At 63.9% G+C, this 20,432-nt stretch carries 17 protein-coding genes; 7 read left to right on the forward strand and 10 right to left on the reverse strand.

Features of this window, described 5'->3' with window-relative positions; genetic code table 11:
• Positions 1–44: 44 nt before the first annotated feature.
• Positions 45–791, reverse strand: a complete 747-nt coding sequence (locus tag AC5WNI_RS01470) for a phosphatase PAP2 family protein (RefSeq protein WP_487885856.1) — start codon at positions 789–791, stop codon at positions 45–47.
• A gap of 460 nt (positions 792–1,251) precedes the next feature.
• On the opposite strand from AC5WNI_RS01470, the gene AC5WNI_RS01475 reads away from it, so the two are divergent.
• On the forward strand, positions 1,252–1,752 hold the full coding sequence (locus AC5WNI_RS01475; RefSeq protein WP_487885857.1) for an META domain-containing protein: 501 nt from the start codon (positions 1,252–1,254) through the stop codon (positions 1,750–1,752).
• 110 nt (positions 1,753–1,862) lie between these two features.
• Here AC5WNI_RS01475 and AC5WNI_RS01480 read toward each other — a convergent pair whose 3' ends face one another.
• Positions 1,863–4,706, reverse strand: a complete 2,844-nt coding sequence (locus AC5WNI_RS01480; RefSeq protein WP_175090028.1) for a valine--tRNA ligase — start codon at positions 4,704–4,706, stop codon at positions 1,863–1,865.
• A 263-nt stretch (positions 4,707–4,969) separates the two neighbouring features.
• Here AC5WNI_RS01480 and AC5WNI_RS01485 point away from each other — a divergent pair, with 263 nt between their 5' ends.
• A complete protein-coding gene (locus tag AC5WNI_RS01485) occupies positions 4,970–7,924 on the forward strand; it encodes a cache domain-containing sensor histidine kinase (RefSeq protein ID WP_487885859.1) in 2,955 nt (984 codons plus the stop codon).
• 15 nt (positions 7,925–7,939) lie between these two features.
• Here the strand turns inward: AC5WNI_RS01485 and AC5WNI_RS01490 are convergent, their stop codons facing one another.
• The 3 genes from AC5WNI_RS01490 to AC5WNI_RS01500 form a co-directional block, all read right to left on the reverse strand.
• Complete coding sequence (locus AC5WNI_RS01490; protein WP_175090026.1) at positions 7,940–8,410, reverse strand: DNA polymerase III subunit chi; 471 nt, start codon at positions 8,408–8,410, stop codon at positions 7,940–7,942.
• Positions 8,411–8,616: 206 nt separating this feature from the next.
• Entirely contained in the window at positions 8,617–9,711 is a 1,095-nt protein-coding gene (locus AC5WNI_RS01495; protein ID WP_175090025.1) for a branched-chain amino acid aminotransferase, read from the reverse strand.
• A gap of 145 nt (positions 9,712–9,856) precedes the next feature.
• The gene (locus tag AC5WNI_RS01500; RefSeq protein ID WP_175090024.1) at positions 9,857–11,377 is read right to left on the reverse strand and encodes a leucyl aminopeptidase; all 1,521 of its coding nucleotides are present in this window, start codon (positions 11,375–11,377) and stop codon (positions 9,857–9,859) included.
• 411 nt (positions 11,378–11,788) lie between these two features.
• On the opposite strand from AC5WNI_RS01500, the gene lptF reads away from it, so the two are divergent.
• From lptF to AC5WNI_RS01515, 3 genes are read left to right on the forward strand one after another with little or no spacing between them, the layout of a single operon-like run.
• A complete protein-coding gene (gene lptF, locus AC5WNI_RS01505; protein ID WP_175090023.1) occupies positions 11,789–12,883 on the forward strand; it encodes an LPS export ABC transporter permease LptF in 1,095 nt (364 codons plus the stop codon).
• Positions 12,883–13,965 carry an LPS export ABC transporter permease LptG gene (gene lptG / locus AC5WNI_RS01510; protein WP_175090022.1) on the forward strand — a complete coding sequence of 361 codons (1,083 nt, stop codon included), beginning with the start codon at positions 12,883–12,885 and terminating at the stop codon, positions 13,963–13,965. The genes lptF and lptG overlap by 1 nt, the downstream gene beginning before the upstream one ends.
• Positions 13,958–14,422 carry an RDD family protein gene (locus AC5WNI_RS01515; RefSeq protein ID WP_282627884.1) on the forward strand — a complete coding sequence of 155 codons (465 nt, stop codon included), beginning with the start codon at positions 13,958–13,960 and terminating at the stop codon, positions 14,420–14,422. The genes lptG and AC5WNI_RS01515 overlap by 8 nt, the downstream gene beginning before the upstream one ends.
• 146 nt (positions 14,423–14,568) lie before the next feature.
• Here the strand turns inward: AC5WNI_RS01515 and AC5WNI_RS01520 are convergent, their stop codons facing one another.
• Positions 14,569–15,393, reverse strand: a complete 825-nt coding sequence (locus tag AC5WNI_RS01520) for a hypothetical protein (RefSeq protein WP_175090021.1) — start codon at positions 15,391–15,393, stop codon at positions 14,569–14,571.
• Positions 15,394–16,010: 617 nt separating this feature from the next.
• On the opposite strand from AC5WNI_RS01520, the gene AC5WNI_RS01525 reads away from it, so the two are divergent.
• Both AC5WNI_RS01525 and bfr read left to right on the forward strand, forming a co-directional pair.
• Positions 16,011–16,214 carry a bacterioferritin-associated ferredoxin gene (locus tag AC5WNI_RS01525; protein ID WP_043333196.1) on the forward strand — a complete coding sequence of 68 codons (204 nt, stop codon included), beginning with the start codon at positions 16,011–16,013 and terminating at the stop codon, positions 16,212–16,214.
• 350 nt (positions 16,215–16,564) lie between these two features.
• A complete protein-coding gene (bfr, locus tag AC5WNI_RS01530; protein WP_131431198.1) occupies positions 16,565–17,044 on the forward strand; it encodes a bacterioferritin in 480 nt (159 codons plus the stop codon).
• A gap of 93 nt (positions 17,045–17,137) precedes the next feature.
• Here the strand turns inward: bfr and AC5WNI_RS01535 are convergent, their stop codons facing one another.
• From AC5WNI_RS01535 to tcdA, 4 genes are all read right to left on the reverse strand, one after another.
• Entirely contained in the window at positions 17,138–18,259 is a 1,122-nt protein-coding gene (locus AC5WNI_RS01535) for a 5-(carboxyamino)imidazole ribonucleotide synthase (RefSeq protein ID WP_368447991.1), read from the reverse strand.
• A gap of 3 nt (positions 18,260–18,262) precedes the next feature.
• Complete coding sequence (purE, locus tag AC5WNI_RS01540; protein WP_487885861.1) at positions 18,263–18,781, reverse strand: 5-(carboxyamino)imidazole ribonucleotide mutase; 519 nt, start codon at positions 18,779–18,781, stop codon at positions 18,263–18,265.
• Between the two features lie 216 nt (positions 18,782–18,997).
• A complete protein-coding gene (locus tag AC5WNI_RS01545; protein ID WP_225996526.1) occupies positions 18,998–19,255 on the reverse strand; it encodes a DUF1653 domain-containing protein in 258 nt (85 codons plus the stop codon).
• Positions 19,256–19,321: 66 nt separating this feature from the next.
• Complete coding sequence (gene tcdA / locus AC5WNI_RS01550) at positions 19,322–20,215, reverse strand: tRNA cyclic N6-threonylcarbamoyladenosine(37) synthase TcdA (protein WP_175090077.1); 894 nt, start codon at positions 20,213–20,215, stop codon at positions 19,322–19,324.
• Between the last annotated feature and the right edge of the window lie 217 nt (positions 20,216–20,432).

Genomic DNA, 20,432 nt, shown 5'->3' on the forward strand with positions numbered 1-20,432 from the left:
CGTTTCCGCTTTTCCCCCTGCCATTTCACGAGTGCTGCTCTTGATCAGGAGCGCTGCTTCAATCGGGCCAGCGCGTTCTCCATGCCACGGGCAATGGTGGTCGCTAGTGGTGTGCACAGCACCCAGGGCAACGCGATCAGTGCAATGCTGAGCGAGCCCAGATAGACATCGCTGACCCAGTGAGCGCCAACCATGATCCGTGGAGCGCTCAGCAGTACCACGAACGCCAGGCTGCACAGGGCGATGCGGCGCGGTGCGAAGGCCAGCATGAAACTCGCGAATACCATCAGCATCAGGCCGTGATCCCCCGGGAAGCTGTTCGACGCCGAGTCCTTGGTCTTGAAGGACACCAGTTCGGATAGATGCTGTGCGTGGCTGAAGAATCGCGTCGGGCTGGCATGGCCATAGCTGATGGCGCGCAGCACGAACAGCGAGAGCAGGCCCGCCGTCAGCAGCATGGTGATGCCGATGCTGGTCCAGCGGCGGTAGCGGGCAGGCTGTTGATCATTGAGCATCGCCCAGCAGAACAATACTCCCATCATGGCGAAGGCCACGGCGTCGAAGGCGCGCGTGTTCAGAATGCCGAGCAGCGTGTCCCAGCGTGGATTGAGCGGTGTGATGAACTGGTTGAAGCCCCAGAAGACATCGCTGTCGAGAGTGGGCCAGAAATCCAGCGCCGGTATCCACCAGCACGCCAGCAGCGCCACTCCCAGCGCATTCAGGAGCACCAGCCGTCGCAGGTTGAATCCCGTCTGCGTCCTGAGCGGGCGGGGCGGGGGCGAGGGTTGCACGTGCGGGGCCTGCTGCGAACCACTGACTCGCTGTAAAGGCGCAGTATCAGCGGCGTGCAAGGAAGGGGTATCGGGGGCAGCGGGAGTCATGTCGTGTCAGCTCTGCGGGGCTCATGTCGGGACAGGCTCACTCAGGTCCGTAGCTCGGTGGTCAGAGGACTCGGGGCAGGCGACGCTGAGTGGTGATCTGGTCGAAATTCTAGAGCAGGCACCGCTTTGAAAACACTGTTTTCAAAGTTGACGAGGTGGACAGATGGTTGCGTCCATCGCGCTTGTGGCAAGCTGGCGCAGTCCGGAAGGTGACACTCAAGCGCATGTCGTGAGGGCCTTTCGTTCATGACAGCCGTGCGCATGATCGCTACTCTTGCTGCCATGTCCGTTCCTTACCCATCGTTCTTTCCGTCTGTCGGGTGACTGCCGTTGCCGGCAGTGCCACCGACGGGCGCCACAGGAGTCATCCATGTCTGTTACCGTGCGTCGTCTATCGCGTTATACCTCCGTGGGGTTCGCTATCTCCTTGCTGGCTGGCTGCGCGGCCATGACACAGCATCCGCAGGGCGGTGCATCATCGGATGCCCCTGCCCTGGTGGGCACCCAATGGAGTTTCTCCGCCACGGATACCGGTGAAGAGGCCGCCAACTTCCTGCTACAGCCCCCCAGCCAGCAGCAGCTGGCAGACGAGGAGGATGATCGTCTGCGCCTGGTCGGCAGCAATGGTTGCAACCGCCTGATGGGGCCGGTGGTGCTGGATGAGTCGCGTCAGACGCTGGATATCGGTCCGCTGGCCTCGACCATGAAGATGTGCCCCAACCCCGAGCAGTCCAACGCCTTCAATCGCATGCTCGAGGAAGTGGCCAGTTATCAGATCATCGGCAGTGGTGAGAGCGCTCGGCTGCGGGTGATGGATGACACCGGCTATCTGCTGGCGACCTTCATGCCGTTGGAGGGTGCCGCCGAGTAATTGCTCGGCGCGTTCGGGATGGCGACTCGCGAGCGGGCTGCCAGAAACGAGAAAGCCCCCTGCACCGTTCGGTGCAGGGGGCTTTTGCTTGCGTGAAGCGCGAGCGTGACTTACAGCGCTTCGATCTTGACGCGCTGGCTTTCCAGCAGCGCAAGTTCCGCCTGGGCATCGGCCAGCTTGGCGCGCTCCTTCTCGACCACATCAGCCGGTGCACGACCGACGAACTTCTCGTTGCCGAGCTTGTTCTCGAGGCCGGTGATGACCTTCTGCTGCTTCTCGTGCTCCTTGTCGATGCGCTTGAGCTCGGCTTCCTTGTCGATCAGGCCTGCCATCGGCACCAGCACTTCCAGCTCACCGACGCGCTGGATGGCGGACATCGGGGCTTCGTCGCCTGCCGCCAGGAAGGTGATGCTTTCCAGACGTGCCAGCTTGGAGAGGAACAGGCGGTTGGCTTCCAGGCGCTCGGCATCACCAGCTGCGCCGTTCTGCAGGAAGACTTCCAGCGGCTTGGCAGGTGACAGGTTGAGCTCGCCGCGCACGTTGCGGATGGCGATGATGATGCCTTTCAGCCACTCGATATCGCGGATGGCCTGCTCATCGATCCGGTCGGCTTCGGCCTGCGGCCACGCCTGGCTCATGATGCTCTCGCCTTCCACCGGCTTGCCGGCGTGCGGTGCGATACGCTGCCAGATCTCCTCGGAGATGAACGGCATCATCGGATGGATCAGACGCAGGATGGTCTCGAGGGCGCGCACCAGGGTGCGACGTGTGCCGCGCTTGGCTTCGATGCTGGCGTTGTCGTCCCACAGAACCGGCTTGGACAGCTCCAGATACCAGTCGCAGTACTCGTTCCAGATGAACTCGTAGAGCGCCTGGGAGGCGTGGTCGAAGCGGAACTCTTCCAGCGCGCGGGTGACCTGCTGCTCGGTCTGCTGCAGGCGCGCGATGATCCAGCGATCGGCGAGCGACAGCTCGACGGCTTCGCCGTTGACGCCGCAATCCTGGTCCTCGGCATTCATCAGCACGTAACGTGCCGCATTCCACAGCTTGTTGCAGAAGTTGCGATAGCCATCGAGACGGCCCATGTCGAACTTCACGTCACGCCCGGTGGAGGCCAGTGACAGCAGGGTGTAGCGCAGCGCATCGGTGCCGTGAGGTTCGATGCCCTCCGGGAACTCGTTGCGTGTGGCCTTGGCGATCGCCTTGGCCTTCTTGGGCTGCATCATGTTGCCGGTACGCTTCTCGACCAGCTCATCCAGACCGATGCCGTCGATCAGGTCGATGGGGTCGAGGACGTTGCCCTTGGACTTGGACATCTTCTGACCGAGGCTGTCGCGCACCAGACCATGCACATAGACCTTGCGGAACGGCACTTCACCCTTGAACTTCAGGGTGAACATGATCATGCGCGCCACCCAGAAGAAGATGATGTCGAAGCCGGTGACCAGCACGTCGGTGGAGTGGAAGGTCTTGAGTTCTTCCGTATCCGCCGGCCAGCCGAGGGTGCCGAAGGTCCACAGCGCGGAGCTGAACCAGGTGTCGAGGACGTCTTCGTCCTGACGTAGTTCGACGTCGGCACCCAGGTGGTTCTCGGCGCGGACTTCTTCTTCATTGCGGCCGACATAGACGTTGCCGTCGTTGTCATACCAGGCCGGAATGCGGTGGCCCCACCACAGCTGGCGCGAGATGCACCAGTCCTGCAGGTCACGCATCCACGCGAAGTACATGTTCTCGTAGTTCTTGGGCACGAACTCGATGTCGCCGTTCTCGACCGCTTCGATGGCCGGGCGTGCCAGCTCCTCGACGGCCACGAACCACTGGTCCGTCAGCAGCGGCTCGATGACATCGCCGGAGCGGTCACCGTGCGGCAGAGTGTTGTTGACGGCCTCGACCTGCTCCAGCAGGCCCAGCGCGTCCATGTCGGCGACCAGCTTCTCGCGGGCGACGAAGCGATCCAGGCCGGCGTAGGCCCCCGGCAGGCTGGCGTCTTCCTGGGGCTGCGGACGGCCCTGGAGGTCATAGATCTCGGCGCGCTCCAGGATGGTGGCATCCTGGCTCATCACGTTGATCAGCAGATGGCCCTGACGCTTGCCGACTTCGTAGTCATTGAAGTCGTGGGCCGGGGTGATCTTGACGCAACCGGAGCCCTTTTCCATGTCGGCGTGTTCATCGGCGACGATGGGGATGCGGCGACCGACCAGCGGCAGTTCGATGAACTTGCCGACCAGGCTCGCGTAGCGCTCATCCTTGGGATTGACGGCCACGCCGGTGTCACCCAGCAGGGTTTCCGGGCGCGTGGTGGCGACGATGACGTAGTCCTTGCCATCGGCGGTCTTGACGCCATCGGCCAGCGGGTAGCGGAAGTGCCAGAAGCTGCCTTGCTGCTCGCGGTTCTCGACCTCGAGATCGGAAATCGCGGTGTGCAGGGTCGGGTCCCAGTTGACCAGACGCTTGCCACGGTAGATCAGGTCTTCCTTGTGCAGGCGCACGAAGACTTCCTGCACCGCCTTGTAGAAGCCGTCATCCATGGTGAAGCGTTCGCGGCTCCAGTCGATGCTGGTGCCCATGCGACGCAGCTGGCGGGTGATGTTGCCGCCGGACTCTTCCTTCCACTCCCAGATCTTGTCGGTGAAGGCTTCACGGCCGAGATCATGGCGGGTCTTGCCTTCTTCGGCGGCGACCTTGCGCTCGACCAGCATCTGGGTGGCGATACCGGCGTGGTCGGTGCCTACCTGCCACAGGGTGTTGCGACCCTGCATGCGGCGCCAGCGGACCAGGGTGTCCATGATGGAATCCTGGAAGGCATGGCCCATGTGCAGGGAGCCGGTAACGTTGGGCGGCGGGATGACCAATGAGAAGCTCTCGCCCTGGCCTGATGGCGCAAAGCGGTTGTCGGATTCCCAGCGCTCGTACCAGCGCGTCTCGATGGCGTTCGGTTGGTAGGTCTTGTCCATGGGTCTGCATTGATCCGGTTGGGCGGGGCGTCCCGCGCCGGCTCAAGGAGCGGTCAGCGCAGGCAGAAAATGGGCTCGATTATAGCGCCGCTGATGTCGGGCGTCATTCGGTCTTGGCGGGCAGGCCCTCGTGGCGTCCGGCAGACGCAGTTTTCATAAAGCAGGCAACATCCACGCACTGATGCCGTATCCTGTTGCGACCTCATCAGGCCGAGGCTTGCCGCCTCGCACACTTCCCATTTTCTCACGCTCGCGGAGCCGCAATGTCCAAGCCTCGCCCCACGGACGGTGCCCCTCGTCCGACTCGTCGTTGGGTCTGGCATGAGCTGCTGCGTCATGCGCTGGTGCCATTGCTGGTGCTCGAGGTGGCGCTGCTGGGCTGCTATCTGGTGCTGCACTGGCTGGTCTCCGGGCAGCAGGACTCCACGCGCAGTGAGCGGGTGAATACCCAGCTCGAGCAGCTGACCCATTACGAGGCAGAGCATATCAGCCTGCTGGCGGACGACTGGCGCAGCGATGCCCGCCAGCTGGCGCGCAGTGCTCTGCGTCACATGGATACCCCCGTGACGGCCCGCCAGCGCGAGCAGGAGCTGAAGCGCCACATGAGCGCGGGCGACGGCACCCTGTACGTCGCCAGGAATGATGGTGGCGCCGGCTCCTACTACTCCTCGCTGGTGCCCAGCTATCTGCAGGACCACGACAAGGTGGTGCGCCTCTCGGCAATGGACGCTCAGGTGTCGGACATGCTCGCCACGCAACCCGAGCTGCGCCAGATCTGGTTCTCCGGCTACGATGGCTATTTCCGCATGTTGCCGTGGACCGATACCCGCAACATCTTCACGCCCGGCGTCGACCTCACCAGCTACGGCTTCTACTACCTGGCGGATGACCGCAACAACCCGAGTCGTGGCGCCGTCATCACGCCGCCCTACCAGGACCCGGTCGGCAGCGGCTGGCTGGTCTCGACGCTGATGCCGGTCCATCGCGGCGACTTCCTCGAAGGCGTGGTCGGGATCGATGTCACCCTCGATTCTCTGGTCGAGCGGCTCGAAAATGCCGAGCTGCCCTGGGGCGCCTATCTGATTCTGGTGAGTGACGATGTCGTCATGGCCATGCCGCATGTCGGCGAGCAGGATTTCGGCCCCCAGCCCGATCCCGAAGTGGTGCCGATGCCGCTGCTGCACGATCGCTTCCTCGATACGGCGCATGATGTCGAGAACTCCCCGGCCATGGCGCATCTGCTGCGCAGCATCTCGGATGAGGCGCAGGGCGTGCGCAGCGTTTCCTTGCTCGCCGGTGAGCGGCTGGTCGGCTGGCAATCGGTGCCGGGCACCGAATGGCGGTTGCTGGCGGTGGTGGATGCGCAGCAGGTGAACAGCGGCATCGATATCTGGAATGAGCGTTTCAACCAGCTGGGCTACGTGATGCTGGTGGGACTGATCCTGTTCTTCTTCGCCCTGCTGGTGGTGATGCGTTGGCGGGCCGAGACCATGGCGGCCACCCTGTCCGAATCACTGGCACGCCTCAGCGACATGGCACTGCGCATCGGTCGCGGCCAGCCCGTAATTCGCGAGCGCTTCCAGCTGCAGGAGCTGGACCAGGCCGGCGAGGCATTGCGCGAAGCGGCCCAGCGGCGCGATCAGATCGAGCTTGAACGCGCCGAAGGTGCGCGGCACGTCGAGATGGTGATGGCGGCCTCCGGCGATGCCACCTGGCGCTATGACTTCGAACAGGACGATCTCTACCTGCACGAGAATTTCTTCCTGATGCTGGGACTGCCGGTCCGCGCCAGCATGCATCTGGCGGACCTTGACGCCATGACGCACCCGGAAGACCTCGTCGGTCTGCTCGAGGCGCGCTGGCGAGTCATGCACGGTGAGAGCTGGGCCGAGGCACGTGACGTCCGCTATCGGCATGCGCGTGGTCACTGGGTCTGGGTGCAGATTCGCGGCCAGATCACCCGGCGTGATCATGAGGGCCGGCCACAGCGCGCTACCGGGCTTGCGCTGGACATCCAGCGCCACAAGCAGTCGCTCAAGCTGCTGGAGGCGGCCCGCGACAGTGCCACCGAGGCCAGCCAGTCCAAGTCGCGTTTCTTTTCGAGTTTCAGTCACGAGATTCGCACCCCGCTCAATGCCATCATGGGCTTCACGGACCTGCTCTGTGAGGAAGCCGACCTGACCCGCGAGCAGCGCCGCTACGTGGATGAGGCCAGTCATGCGGCGGCACAGCTGTCGGCGCTGATCGAGGACGTGCTGCAGATGTCGAGTCTGGAGGCTGGTGACCTGCCGCTGGATTGCCAACCCCTCTCGGTGGGCCAGAAGCTGATACGGCTGGCGGGGCAATATCAGCCGCGCCTGGAGAGTGCCAATCTGACGCTATCGCTGGCACTGGAAGGCGAGTCACTGTGGCTGAATGCCGACCAGCGTCGACTGGATCAGATTCTCGGCAACCTGATGGGCAACGCCATCAAGTACAATCGCGAGGGAGGGTGGATTCGCCTGGCCATCGGCCAGGAGCGCAATGCCAGCGGGGTGGAGATGGGCTGGGTGGAAATCACCGATGGCGGTTTCGGCTTTGATTCCGCGCAGGCGGTCCAGCTGTTCCAGCCGTTCTCGCGTCTGGGGCGTGAAGATTCAGGCATCGAGGGTACCGGGCTCGGGCTTGCGCTGTCGCGGGAGCTTGCCCGCCGCATGGGCGGTGATATCACGGCGCGGGGCGAACTGGGCGAGGGCGCCAGCTTCCGGGTCTGGTTGCCACTGGCGGATGTCAGCGCCCATGAGCGCGTCGTCCAGGCGGCGTGGTCGGCGGAGAAGGTATTGCCGGTGCCCTGTCGCTGGCTGGTGATCAGCACACGGGCGCAGGACCGCCTGCGCCTCGAGGTGATCGGCAGTCACGTCGCCAATCTGGAGATCATCATCGCCAACAGTGCAGCCCAGGCGTTGCGCCTGGTGCGAGATATCAGCCCGTGTCTGGTCATCTTCGGCGATGTGCCTGACATGAACGTTGCAGCGCTGTTCGCCGAGATCCAGCGCATGCCGCGCGAACTGCCGTTGTGGGCCGTGCGTATCGGGGAGCGTGACGCCAGCGAAGCCGCAGGCGGCCTGCCCGAGGCCTTCTTCGACAGCGGTGAAAGTCCACCGGGCATGGCCGATATCGAACGCTGGATGACGCATCTGATGGACAACTACCAGCGTGCCTGCAATACGGACCGCTGACGCATGGCGTGTCGCTCAGCCGACGCCCTTGAGCTGATGCGAGCGCACGGCATAACCGCGCGACTTGTAGGTGCGCCAGCATTCGCGCTTGGTTACCAGCACATCCTGATGCTGATTGATAATCTCGGCGACGCGCTCGAAGCGTGAGAACCACTCGGGAATCTCGGGGTGCAGGTTGAGCAGCGCCTCGATACCCGGCGCCGGGGCGTCCTGCCAGCCGATGGTGACCGGCGGGCGCGGCACGTCATCGGCGTGTTCGGCCTCGCGGGCGGCCATGTCGAGATCGATATCCAACGCATGGGGCACGAAGCTTTCCGGGCGGAATTGCCACAGATGTTCATCGAACTGACGTGCCATCGCCTCGTCCTCGACATGCACATGCAGGCGAAAGCCCTTGGAGTGAATGGTCTCGGCCAGCCGGCAGGCGAATTCCAGCCGGGCTTCCAGCGTGGTGTCGGGCAGGATGTAGAAGTCGATCTGGGTCATGGGCACCGCTCGGGCAAGGAATTCTCGAGCGCTCAGGATACCGCACTCGCCGCGCGGCTTCGATGCAGCCTGCCTCCCCTGACGTCTTTCCGTAGTCAGATATCCGTGCGCCAGAAACCCCAAGGCCCGCCTCTTTCGAGGCGGGCCTTGGGGTTTTGGTCATCCTTCAAGCCACAGGGGCAGGCTCGAGGGCTTGTTCCTCGCACTTAAGCCAGGCGCGTCATCCAGCCACGCGTGTCTTCAGCGCGACCGTATTGCAGGTCCAGCAGCTGGCTGCGCAGACGCATGGCGACATCACCGGCGTTGGCGGTCAGGTCGAGGCGACCTTCTTCACTGACCAGCTTGCCCACCGGGGTGATGACGGCGGCGGTGCCGCAGGCGAACACCTCGGTGATCTCGCCGGAGGCGATGCCTTCACGCCACTCGTCGATGCTGATCGGGCGCTCTTCCGGCGTCAGGCCCAGGTCGGTCGCCATGGTCAGGATGGAGTCACGGGTGACACCTTCCAGAATGGTGCCGGTCAGGCGCGGCGTGACCAGACGGCCGTCCTTGAAGACGAAGAACAGGTTCATGCCGCCCAGTTCCTCGACCCACTTGTTCTCGGCGGCGTCCAGGAACACGACCTGGTCACAGCCATTGGCGGAGGCTTCGCTCTGCGCGGCCAGTGAACCCGCGTAGTTGCCGCCGCACTTGGCGAAACCGGTACCGCCGGCGGCCGCACGGTTGTAGTGCGAGGACAGCCAGATGGAGACCGGCTTGATGCCGCCCTTGAAGTAGGCCGCTACCGGTGAGGCGATCACGTAGTAATCGACTTCACGCGACGGACGCACGCCGAGGAAGGCTTCGCTGGCGATCATGAACGGACGCAGATAGAGGCTGCATTCGTCACTGACACTGGCCGGGGTCGGTACCCAGGCGCTGTCCTGCGCGAGCAGGGCCTTGAGCGAGCCGACGAAGTCCTCGTCGGACAGCTCCGGCAGTGCCAGGCGGCGGGCGGAGTTGCGGAAACGTGCGGCGTTCTTCTCGGGGCGGAAGGTCCACACCGAGCCGTCTTCATGACGGTAGGCCTTGATACCTTCGAAGATTTCCTGGGCGTAGTGCAGTACCGAGGCGGCGGGGTCGAGGCTCAGCGGGCCGTAGGGGCGGACTTCATGGCCGTGCCAGCCGCCGTCGGTGGTCCAGCGTACATGGGCCATGTGATCGCTGAAGTGACGGCCGAAACCGGGATTGGCCAGAATGGTGTCACGAACGGCAGCATCCGCCGGTTGCGTGGACGCGCGGACGTCGAAGCCTTTGGTCACGTGGGTGTCTCCGTAGCAGCGAGACCCCCGACGCGGAACGCCGGGGGTCGAGTCATTTTTATAGGACCTCTCGGGTCAGCGGTGCCGAGTGGCGTCGCGACCCGCGTGTCTCAACGCTAGCACGCTATCGAGAGCATGCGAAGCCTCAGACGGTCTCTTCCTGCGGGGCGCTGAGTTCCGCTTCGCGATCCAGCAGGTACTGGGTCAGAAGGCCTACCGGGCGGCCGCTGGCGCCTTTCTGCTTGCCGGACATCCAGGCGGTGCCGGCGATATCCAGATGCGCCCACGGGAAGGTGTCCGCGAAGCGGGACAGGAAGCAACCTGCGGTGATCATGCCGGCTTCGCGACCGCCGATGTTGGCGATGTCGGCGAAGTTGGAATCCAGCTGCGTCTGATACTCGTCCCACAGCGGCATGTGCCAGGCGCGGTCCCAGGCTTCTTCGCCGGCGTCAAGCAGGTCGAGTGCCAGGTCATCATCATTGGAGATCAGACCGGTGGCGTGGTTGCCCAGAGCGATGACGCAGGCACCGGTCAGGGTGGCGATGTCGACGACGCTGGCCGGCTCGAAGCGCTCGGCGTAGGTCAGCGCATCGCACAGCACCAGACGACCTTCGGCGTCGGTGTTGAGGACTTCGACGGTCAGACCCTTCAGGGTCTTGATGATGTCGCCCGGCTTGGTGGCGCGGCCGTCCGGCATGTTCTCGGCGCTGGCCACGATGGCTACCACGTTGAGCTTGGGCTTGAGTTCCAGCACGGTGCGCATGGTGCCGAACACGCTGGCCGCGCCGCCCATGTCGTACTTCATCTCGTCCATGCCGGCGCCCGGCTTGAGCGAGATGCCGCCGGTATCGAAGGTGATGCCCTTGCCGACCAGCACGTGCGGGGCTTCGTTCTCGTCTTCCGCGCCGCGGTATTCCATCACGATCAGGCGGCTCGGCTCTTCACTGCCGCGGCCGACCGACAGCAGGGACAGGGCGCCGAGCTCCTCGAGCTCTTCTTCACCGAGCACGGTCACTTTCAGGGCGCCATCCGAGGCGGCACCCAGTTGCTCGGCACGCTCGCCCAGGTAGCGCGGCGTGCAGATGTTGCCCGGCAGGTTGCCCAGCGTGCGCGCTTCATTGACGCCCATGCCGATGGCGGCACCGACACGCAGGCCGGCTTCCAGTACGGCCTGACGCTGCTTGTCGGCACTAACCACGCTCAGGCGGGTCAGAGAGACTGGCTCGCCCGGCTTGCTCTTCATCTCGGTGAAGCGATAGGCAGTGCGCAGTGCGCTCTCGGCGATCATGCGCGCCATCCAGTCAGCCTCACGCAGCTCGAGATTCAGCTCGAGGCCAGCGAAGGCCGCGTCTTCGACGGGCAGCTTGAGCAGGGCAGTCATGGCGGCGTCGAGGCCACGCTTGTAACGGCTTTCGTCGAGCTTTTCCTCGCTGCCGAAACCGGCCAGCAGCAGGCGCTGAGCGCCGAGGCCCGGAGCGAAGGGCACCAGCAGGGTATTGCCGAGCTCGGGCTTGAAGTCGCCGCGCTCGATCAGCTGGGAAATCAGCTTCTCGCTGGCATCGTCGAGTCGTGCCGCAGCACCGGTGAGGTCGCCCTCAATGACAGGTACCACGATGCAGGCGGTTTCAAGCTGGGCCGGATTGGCAGTGACTACAGGAAATTCCATGGCAACTCCACGCGCGCGAGTGAGGGTACGAAGATGAACAGTACAAGAATGAAGGATGTCGCCAGGCCAGGCGTGCCCGGCTCGCGGCGACATCGGGGTCATGGTCTGGATGGGGGCGCAGACCGCTCATGACAAGCTGAGCTGGCACGCACGAGTGAGGGCAGTCCATCATGTCAGGCTGTCCACGGCAATGCCTGGAGCCGCGACAAGGCAGCATCCTTTCTGGATAATGCTGCTGCATGAGGGGGAGCCGCTCCCGTCCAGTCTTCAGACCCGTGCCGCCAGTGTACGCAAAGGCTGCGCACCATGCATGAGGGGGATGATGCCTTCATGTGATCATGACCATTCCTCCACCGGCTATCATCGATCTGGTCAACACGCTCGCTTGCGAGCGGGAAACAGGAGTTCCACTTGATCATCTTCCGCTACCTGACACGCGAGATACTCACCACCATGGCCGCCGTGGCCGGGGTGCTGATGCTTGTCATCATGGGCAGCCGATTCATCCGCTATTTCAGTGATGCGGCGGAGGGGGATTTCCCGGCGTCGATTCTCGGCAGCCTGATGCTCTATCACCTGCCGGGTTTCTTTGAGCTGCTGCTGCCGCTGTCCTTCTTCCTTGCCGTGTTGCTGGCCTTCGGGCAGCTGTACATGAACAGCGAGATCACCGTGCTGGTCGCCTGTGGCGTCGGCCCTGAGCGCCTGCTGCGTGTCACCCTGCTGCCGGCGCTGTTGATCACGGCGCTGGTCGCGGCCTGCAGCCTCTATCTGACGCCTGCTGGCGCGCTCAAGAATGAGCTGTTGCTCGAGCAGCAGAAGCAGAAGACCGACTTCTCGATTCTCGGCGCGGGACGCTTCCAGGAGATCGGCAATCGCACCGTCTATGCCGAGAGCATGAGCGATGACAACAGCGAGCTGGAAAACGTCTTCATCGCCGAGGCAGGTGACAGCAATGCCGCCAGCACGCCCGACAGCGATCCCAGCCAATCGGTGGTGCGCGCCGAGCGTGCCTTCCAGGAAGTCAGCCCCGAGACCGGCAGCCGCTATCTGGTGTTGAGCGACGGCACGCGCTACGGGGTGGAACCGGGCAAGGCGATCGCCCAGCGACTGGGCTTTGATCGCTACGGCGTGCGCATCACCGAGGGCCAGGATGCCGCGACTCTCAAGGAAGACATCGAGCTTGCGACCACGGCGCAGCTCTTGGCTTCCGATCTTCCGGAGGCCAGGGCCCAGCTGCAGTGGCGCATCTCGCTGCCGTTGATGGTGCCGATCCTGATGCTGATCGGTCTGCCGCTGGCGCGCGTCAATCCGCGTCAGGGGCGTTTCGCGCGTCTGTTGCCGGCCATCTTCGTGCACATTACCTATCTCAGTCTGTTGATCGCGGCGCAGAATGCCGTCGCATCCGAGAAGTACCCGGCCGCCATTGGTCTGTGGCCCATTCACGGCGTCTATCTGGCGCTCGGCATCTGGCTGAGCTGGCGCGACAACCGCGGAGGTGGCCGCTGATGCTGCTTGATCGTCTCGACCGTTACATCGCCCGCAATGTGCTGGTGGCCATGCTGGTGGTACAGGTACTGATTCTCGGGCTCGACCTGATGATCACCTACATCAATGATCTGGGGGACGTGAAAGGCGACTATGGCGCCTTTGAAGTGCTCCTCTATCTGCTGATGCGTCTGCCCTCGCGCTTCTACGAATTCGTGCCGGTCGGCGTACTGCTGGGCGCCCTGATCGGGCTGGGCAGCATGGCCTCGAGCAATGAACTGACCATCATGCGTGCCGCCGGTCGTTCACTGACGCGCATTCTATGGGGCGTGATGAAGCCGCTGGGGCTGGTCATCGCCATCACCATGGCGGTCGGTGAATACGTCGCCCCCGTCACCGAACTGCAGGCCGACGCCTGGCGCGCCGAGAAGCAGCAGGGTGCAGGTGCCGTCTACGCGGAAGGTGGCGGCTGGCAGCGCGAGGGCAACGACTACTACCGATTCGGCTCGATTCGCAGCGATGATGTGGTGCTCAACGTCACCCGCTATCGCTTCGATGACGAGCGCCATCTGACCCAGGCGCTCTACGCCAGGCGCGCCGTCTGGCAGGACGATGGCTGGACGCTGGAGGCAGTGCAGACCACCACCTTCGAGTCCCGGGATGGCGAGCCGAGCGCCACCACGGTGGCTCAGCAGGAGACCTGCGAGTGGGATACCCAGCTGACGCCGGACCTGCTCAAGCTGGTCATCAGCGACCCCAAGCAGCAGTCAGCCTCGGATCTATGGCGCTATTCCCGCTACCTGCAGGACCAGGGGCTGTCGGCCAATCAGCCGCTGCTCTACTTCTGGCAGAAGATTCTGCAGCCGCTGACACTGGCGGCGCTGGTGCTAGTGGCCGCCTCCTTCGTGTTCGGACCCTTGCGCACGGTGGCGGCGGGGACACGGGTCTTCTACGGCATCGTGGTTGGCCTGCTGTTCAAGTATCTGCAGGACCTGCTCGCCCCGGCCTCGGTGGTGTTCGGCTTCGCGCCCATCTGGGCGGTGCTGGCGCCGATGCTGGCCTGTTACGTGATCGGCCTGCTGCTGATCCGGCGCAGTGGCTAGGGGCGCCCCGCACTCTCGCCGCCGTCTCGACCCGCAGGGAGCGCGCCCTGCGGGCCTGATGCGGCGTCTGGGCGGCGTGGTCTATGACGCCTTCCTCGTGATGGCGCTGCTGATCGTGCTGGGCTTCATCGGGGTCGCCGTCAATGGCGGTGAGGCCAATCAGTCGCCGCTGTTCCGCAGTCTGCTGCTGGTGGCGATGTTCGCCTTCTTCGGCGGCTGCTGGAGCCGCAGTGGCATGACGCTGGGCATGCAGGCCTGGCGGCTGCGCATCGAGACGCCACAGGGCCATGCCCCGACGCTGCAGCAGTGCCTGATACGCTTCGTGGTTGCCGGGCTGTCACTGGGCACCTGCGGACTGGGGTATGTCTGGCAGCTGTGGGACCCTGAGCAGCGCAGCTGGCAGGACATCGCCTCTGGTACTCGCGTGGTGGTGGTGCCCAAGCCGCGGCGCGAGTGAAGCGCCTCTGGCGCGTGCGCCGTGCAGGAAAGCAGTGAGCTCATCCAGAAGTGACCTCAGCCAAAAGTGGTCTCAGTCAGACAAGACAACGCCCCGCCAGTCATCGACTGGCGGGGCGTTGTCTTTTTCGCGAGTGCAGGGCGTGATCAGACGCCCAGCAGGCCATCCAGGCGCGTGATGATGCGCTCCACGCTGGCGCGTGACACCACCAGGCTGTCTTCCTGTGCCGCTGCCTCGGGCAGTTCGCGCGGCAGGTCGATCACCGCGGTACCCATGCCTTCCAGGCGCACGCCCTCACGGTAGCGCACGAAGGACAGCTGTCCGATCGGACGCTGGCCACCGTGGTCGAGGCGCGCCAGACGCGTGAAGGCGCTGACGGTATCGAGCACCGGCGCGCTGGTCAGCGGCAGGTGTGTCAGGCGCCATGCCAGCCAGCCATCGATGTCGACGGCTTCATCGCGCAGGGTGGCGAACCAGTGGCGCGCCTGATCCAGGCGGTAGCGAGCACGGCCCTGCTTGTCGAGCCACAGCACGTCGGCGCTGGCCTGACGTGGGCTTTCCAGCTCGCCCGGCAGGTACAGCCAGGATTCGGTCAGGCGCTGCAGGGCACCCGGCAGCGGCTCATCCAGGGTACGCTCGTTCAGGGAGTCCAGCGCCGCGCTCAGGTCGCCCTGTTCCGTGCTCTCGCCGGTGTTGGAGTAACCGACGTTGTAGCGCCAGACACGGTCGGATATTTCCTGGGTGACCACATGGTCATGGGGCAGAGCGATATGACTCATCAGCTCACGCGCGTTGCAATGCTCATCCACCAGGCCTTCACGGCGGGCTTCACGATAGAGATTGCGCAGCAGCGGGGTCAGCGGCAGGCGGTGGTGGTCACCGAAGCAGCTGCCGGCGTCGCGGACGGCGTCCAGATCAAGTGGCAGGTGGGACGTGGCGTGATGATCAGCGGTGGCGAGTTGTACTGACATGAAATCGGGCTCCTTGCGGATTGGCGTTCGGAAATCGGCAGATAGGGCAACAGCAGACGGATTCAGGCCGGTCACGGCTTCAGCATGGCGCCCATCATCGGCATGCCGATGCGGGTCATGGCCATGAGGAGGTGAAGCGACGGAATCTCTTGCGGTGTCCTGTTCATGTTCTTTCCTGATTGCCTGGCGGGGCGTGGCAGTCATTTGCCTTCATCGTGACGCGGCGCTTCCGGTGAGCGAGGAGCTGGGCTGCGTTCGAGTGACCCGCCTGAGTGATCGGCTAGCGATGACTCATTATGTTTTGGTGCGATTGTTTTTCGAATTGCATAAAAAATCGTTATACATACTAGCGGCCTCGTGTGAAATCGCAACCCTACCTTTCTGTCATCCACGGGCCATCATTCTTTATACGGCGCTGGCTTTGCCCACGGCAATCGCTTTGTGAGCCTGATGTGGCCTGCTTGAGAGATCGTGTGTTCCGCAACCGCAAACCGGCCCGAAACCGCCTCGCCAAGTATTTGATATATCGTGGGAATGAGAATTTTTTGCAGTCAGGTGTTGCGCATGTTTCTGCGAATCATTTACATTTGTCTCACTTGGAGTGAGCGAGGTGAGCCATGTATGTCTGTCTGTGCAAAGGTGTGTCAGACCACAAGATCCGCGAAGTCGTGGAACAGGGAGCGCGCAGCTTCCGCGAAGTCCGTGAGCAGACCGGATGCGCGACCCAGTGCGGCAAATGTGCCTGCATGGCCAAGACCATCACTCGCGAAGCGGTCGCGCGTGAAATGATGCCGGCAGAGGATCTCGCCTACGCGGTGTGACGCAGGTCTCGTCGAGTCCCGGCAAGGACTCGCGCCCATGCGAAAACGCCCGCCACCTGGTCTCAAGACCGGGTGGCGGGCGTTTTCGCATGGGCGCCAGGCAAGTCGATGTCGGCCGCTACATGACAACGCGGATACCAATCTTTCCCATTTGCGCCTAAAAGTCGATAACTTGTTGCTATGTCTCGAAAAAATCATGTTTTTGCGCCATACTTGCCGCACCTGACCGATAGGGCGCGCCTGACGTGCCCGCGCTGCGGCTGATGCATGCCGTCATCAGGCGCAGTAGAGAACCTGACGCAAGCAGCAACCCTGACAGGAAGCAACCCTGACAAGAGAGGAATGGCGACATGAAAGGCGATCCCAAGATCATCGAGCATCTCAACACCATACTGGCCAACGAACTGGTCGCCATCAATCAGTACTTCCTGCATGCGCGCATGTACAAGGACTGGGGCCTCAAGCGCCTGGCCAAGTGGGAATACGACGAGTCCATCGAAGAGATGCGTCACGCCGATACCCTGATCGAGCGCATCCTGTTCCTGGAAGGTCTGCCCAACCTGCAGGACCTCGGCAAGCTGCGCATCGGCGAGAACACCAAGGAAATGCTCGAGTGCGATCTGGCGCTGGAGCACCAGGCACATGGCGATCTGAAGGAAGCGATCGCCTACGCCGAACAGATTCGCGATTACACCTCGCGTGATCTGTTCCGCAAGATCCTCGACGACGAGGAAGAGCATATCGATCATCTGGAGACCGAGCTGGGCCTAATCGAGAAGGTCGGCATCGAGCTCTACCTGCAGAAGCAGATCCACCACGAGATCGACTGATCCCTTGGTGGCGCGCTGAGTCGTGCCGAAACGAAAACGCCCCCGCTGCCGATGGCAGTGGGGGCGTTTTGTCTTCAGTGGCGCAGAACCGGCTTACTTGCCCAGTTCATTGACCAGCAGCGCTTCAACAGCCGCGATGCGTGCGTCGAGGCTCTCCTTGTCGCCAGCCAGCACCGTGATGTGGCCGATCTTGCGGCCCGCGCGCGGCGCCTTGCCGTAGTCGTGCAGGCGCGCGCCAGGAATGGCGAGCACGGCGTCACGTTCCGGCATGCGGCCGATGATGTTGAGCATCGCGCAGGGCGTGAGCATTGCGGTCTCGCCCAGCGGCATGCCGGCGACGGCACGCAGGTGATTCTCGAACTGGCTGGTGACGGCGCCTTCGATGCTCCAGTGCCCCGAGTTGTGCACACGCGGGGCGATCTCGTTGGCCAGCAGGCGCTCGCTGCCATCGGCGTTCTTGACGACGAAGAATTCGAAGGCCATCACGCCGACATAGTCGAGCTCGTGCATCACCTTGAAAGCCGCCGCCTCGGCTTCGGCCTGCAGGCCGTGGGAGTCGAGCGGGGTGGAGCAGTGCAGGATGCCGCTGCGATGTTCATTGCGCGACAGCGGCCAGGCGCGTGTCTCGCCATCGCGACCGCGTACCGCGATCACCGAGACTTCGTGATCGAAGGCGATGAAGCCTTCCAGGATCAGCGGCACACTGCCAAGTTCAGCGAAGGTGTCGGCGACGTCTGCCATCTCGCGCAGCACCTTCTGGCCCTTGCCGTCATAGCCCAGCGTGCGTGTCTTGAGCACGGCGGGCAGACCGATGGTCGCGACGCCCGCTTCAAGATCCGCCTGGCTGTCGACCAGCGCCAGCGGCGGCACCTCGATGCCAAGACGCATGAACAGCGATTTCTCGCTCCAGCGGTCACGCGCGGTATCCAGGGCACCAGCCGGCGGGAAGGTCGGGCGCTCGGCCGCCAGATGCGCGACGGCGTCCGCCGGCACGTTCTCGAACTCGAAGGTGATGGCGTCAGACGCTGCCACCAGCTGCGTCAGGGCCGCATCATCCTGCCAATCGGCGCAGAGGTGATGGCCGTGGACGCGACCGCAGGGCGAATCCGAAGGATCAAGGAAGGTGAAGCGGGCATTCAGGGCGGCGCCGGCCTGAGCCAACATGCGGCCCAGCTGACCGCCGCCGACGATACCGAAGCGGAACGGCTGGCTCATGGCTTACTCGCCTCCGTGGGACAGGCTGGGTGTGTCGGGGCGCGGGTCCGGATTGTCGAGCACACGGTCGGTCTGCTCGGCACGGAAGTTGATCAGCGCGGTGCGGATGGCCGGGTACTTGTTGGCCAGCTGGCTGGCGGCCAGCAGCGCGGCATTCACGGCACCGGCGCGGCCGATGGCCAGCGTGCCGGTGGGGATGCCGGCGGGCATCTGCACGATGGAGAGCAGGGAATCGACACCTGACAGCATGCTGGACTGCACCGGCACGCCCAGCACCGGCAGCCAGGTCTTGGCGGCACACATGCCCGGCAGGTGCGCCGCGCCGCCGGCACCGGCGATGATGACCTCAAGGCCACGCTCGGCAGCGGTATCGGCATAGTCGAACAGCAGGTCGGGCGTGCGATGGGCAGAGACGACCTTGACTTCGTGTTCGATCCCCAGCGCTTCCAGGGTTTCGACCGTATGGCACATGGTCGCCCAATCCGATTTTGATCCCATGATGACACCAACCAGTGCGCTCATGCTTCCTCCGCTCTTGACGTGGTATGAACCAGCTCACAGTGCCTGCCAGACGTGCCGGGCAATGCGCTGTGTGGGCGTGGCCGAGCCGCGCGGGCAGATCATGCCCGCAAGCGGCTCAATGCGTATGTCTGGAAAAACAAGCGGCGCAGTATAGCACCGCGACCGACAGGCGGCATGTACCTGTCTGGACGGTCAGGATGTGGGTGCGCCCGTGGATCAGCAGGACCACGCCGAGACCAGCGCGAAGCGTGGCACCGGCTCGCCCTGGATCTCGACGTTCTCCATGAACATGCTCAGCGGGCGCACCCACAGCCCGCATTCACCATACAAGGCACGATAGACCACCAGCAGTTCTTCGGTCTCGCTGTGGCGACTGGTGCCGATCACTTCGTACTGCGCGCCCTTGTAGTGGCGGTAGAGGCCCGGCACGGGACGATTTTCCGGCAGCGGCGGCATGGCAGGCAGGTCAGTCATGGCGATTTCCTTGAGGGTGAAGCGAGAAGCAAGAAGCATTGAAGCCAACAGCGAGAAGCAGGCGTATCAGTCGGCAGCATTCGGCGCCTGGGCGTCATCAGCCACAGAGGTGTCATCGGCGGCAGGCGTGGCCTTGGCACCGCGGCGTGCGATGCGCGCCAGCGCACGGGCAGCGGCGGTGAAGCCGAAGCTGCCGGTGACGAAGGTGGCCGCACCGAAGCCGCCAGCGCAATCCAGGCGCGTGGCGCTGTCGCCGGGCTTGGTGGCACACACCTCGCCGTCGGCGCCGGGGTAGGTCAGCTGCTCGTCGGAATAGACGCACTCGACATCGAATCGGCGCTTCAGGTTGCGACTGAAATTGTAGTCGCGACGCAGCAGTGAGCGAACGCGCGCCAGCAGCGGGTCCTGCTCGGTGCGGGCAAGATCACCGATCTGGATGCGTGTCGGATCGAGCTGGCCGCCGGCGCCGCCCGTCACGGTCAGGCCCAGCTTGCGCCGCTTGCACCAGGCGATCAGCGCCGTCTTGGCGGGCACGCTGTCGATGGCGTCGATGACGTGATCGAGGTCGTCGTGGATCAGCTCAGCGAGGTTGTCCGGCGTGACGAAGGCCGAGATGGCGTGGATCTTCATCTGCGGCGCAATCAGCTGGCAGCGCTCGGCCAGCACCTCGACCTTGGGTCGGCCGATCTGGCCATCCAGCGCATGCAGCTGACGATTGACGTTGGACACGCAGACATCATCGAGATCGATCAGCGTCATCTCGCCGATGCCGGAGCGAGCCAGTGCCTCGGCGCTCCAGCTGCCGACGCCGCCGACACCGATCACCGCGACATGCGCGTGGCGGAAGTGGGCGAAGGCGCTGGCACCGTAGAGGCGACGGATGCCGCCGAAGCGGAAGTCGTAGTCGTCTTCTGCAGGGGCCTGGCTGGCAGCGCCGGCCGCAAAGAAGCTTTCCAGCATCCGTTCGCTGGCGGAGGGCGTGCTGTCGTGGGTCGACGGCTCGCCTGCGGGCTTGCGGTCAGGGCTCTGTTCTTCAGAGCTTTGGCTTTCAGAACTTTTGTTTTCAGAGCTTTTATTTTCAGAGCTCTGCTGTTCTGGGCTCATGTCGGTCGAGCCCGGGGTGTCGGAAGAGGTGGTCATGCGCAGCTCGCGAATCTCGGGGGAACGGGTGGCAATC

The organism is Cobetia sp. PDI-12MA (assembly GCF_059507695.1).

Excerpts from the sequence above, each read along its gene's own strand:
- AC5WNI_RS01490 (WP_175090026.1), bottom strand. The coding sequence starts at position 8,410 with ATGACCCAGATCGACTTCTACATCCTGCCCGACACCACGCTGGAAGCC.
- AC5WNI_RS01535 (WP_368447991.1), bottom strand. The coding sequence starts at position 18,259 with ATGAGCCAGCCGTTCCGCTTCGGTATCGTCGGCGGCGGTCAGCTGGGC.
- tcdA (WP_175090077.1), bottom strand. The coding sequence starts at position 20,215 with ATGCTGGAAAGCTTCTTTGCGGCCGGCGCTGCCAGCCAGGCCCCTGCA.
- AC5WNI_RS01520 (WP_175090021.1), bottom strand. The coding sequence starts at position 15,393 with ATGTCAGTACAACTCGCCACCGCTGATCATCACGCCACGTCCCACCTG.
- AC5WNI_RS01485 (WP_487885859.1), top strand. The coding sequence starts at position 4,970 with ATGTCCAAGCCTCGCCCCACGGACGGTGCCCCTCGTCCGACTCGTCGT.
- purE (WP_487885861.1), bottom strand. The coding sequence starts at position 18,781 with ATGAGCGCACTGGTTGGTGTCATCATGGGATCAAAATCGGATTGGGCG.
- bfr (WP_131431198.1), top strand. The coding sequence starts at position 16,565 with ATGAAAGGCGATCCCAAGATCATCGAGCATCTCAACACCATACTGGCC.
- AC5WNI_RS01525 (WP_043333196.1), top strand. The coding sequence starts at position 16,011 with ATGTATGTCTGTCTGTGCAAAGGTGTGTCAGACCACAAGATCCGCGAA.
- AC5WNI_RS01480 (WP_175090028.1), bottom strand. The coding sequence starts at position 4,706 with ATGGACAAGACCTACCAACCGAACGCCATCGAGACGCGCTGGTACGAG.
- AC5WNI_RS01475 (WP_487885857.1), top strand. The coding sequence starts at position 1,252 with ATGTCTGTTACCGTGCGTCGTCTATCGCGTTATACCTCCGTGGGGTTC.
- lptG (WP_175090022.1), top strand. The coding sequence starts at position 12,883 with ATGCTGCTTGATCGTCTCGACCGTTACATCGCCCGCAATGTGCTGGTG.
- AC5WNI_RS01500 (WP_175090024.1), bottom strand. The coding sequence starts at position 11,377 with ATGGAATTTCCTGTAGTCACTGCCAATCCGGCCCAGCTTGAAACCGCC.
- AC5WNI_RS01545 (WP_225996526.1), bottom strand. The coding sequence starts at position 19,255 with ATGACTGACCTGCCTGCCATGCCGCCGCTGCCGGAAAATCGTCCCGTG.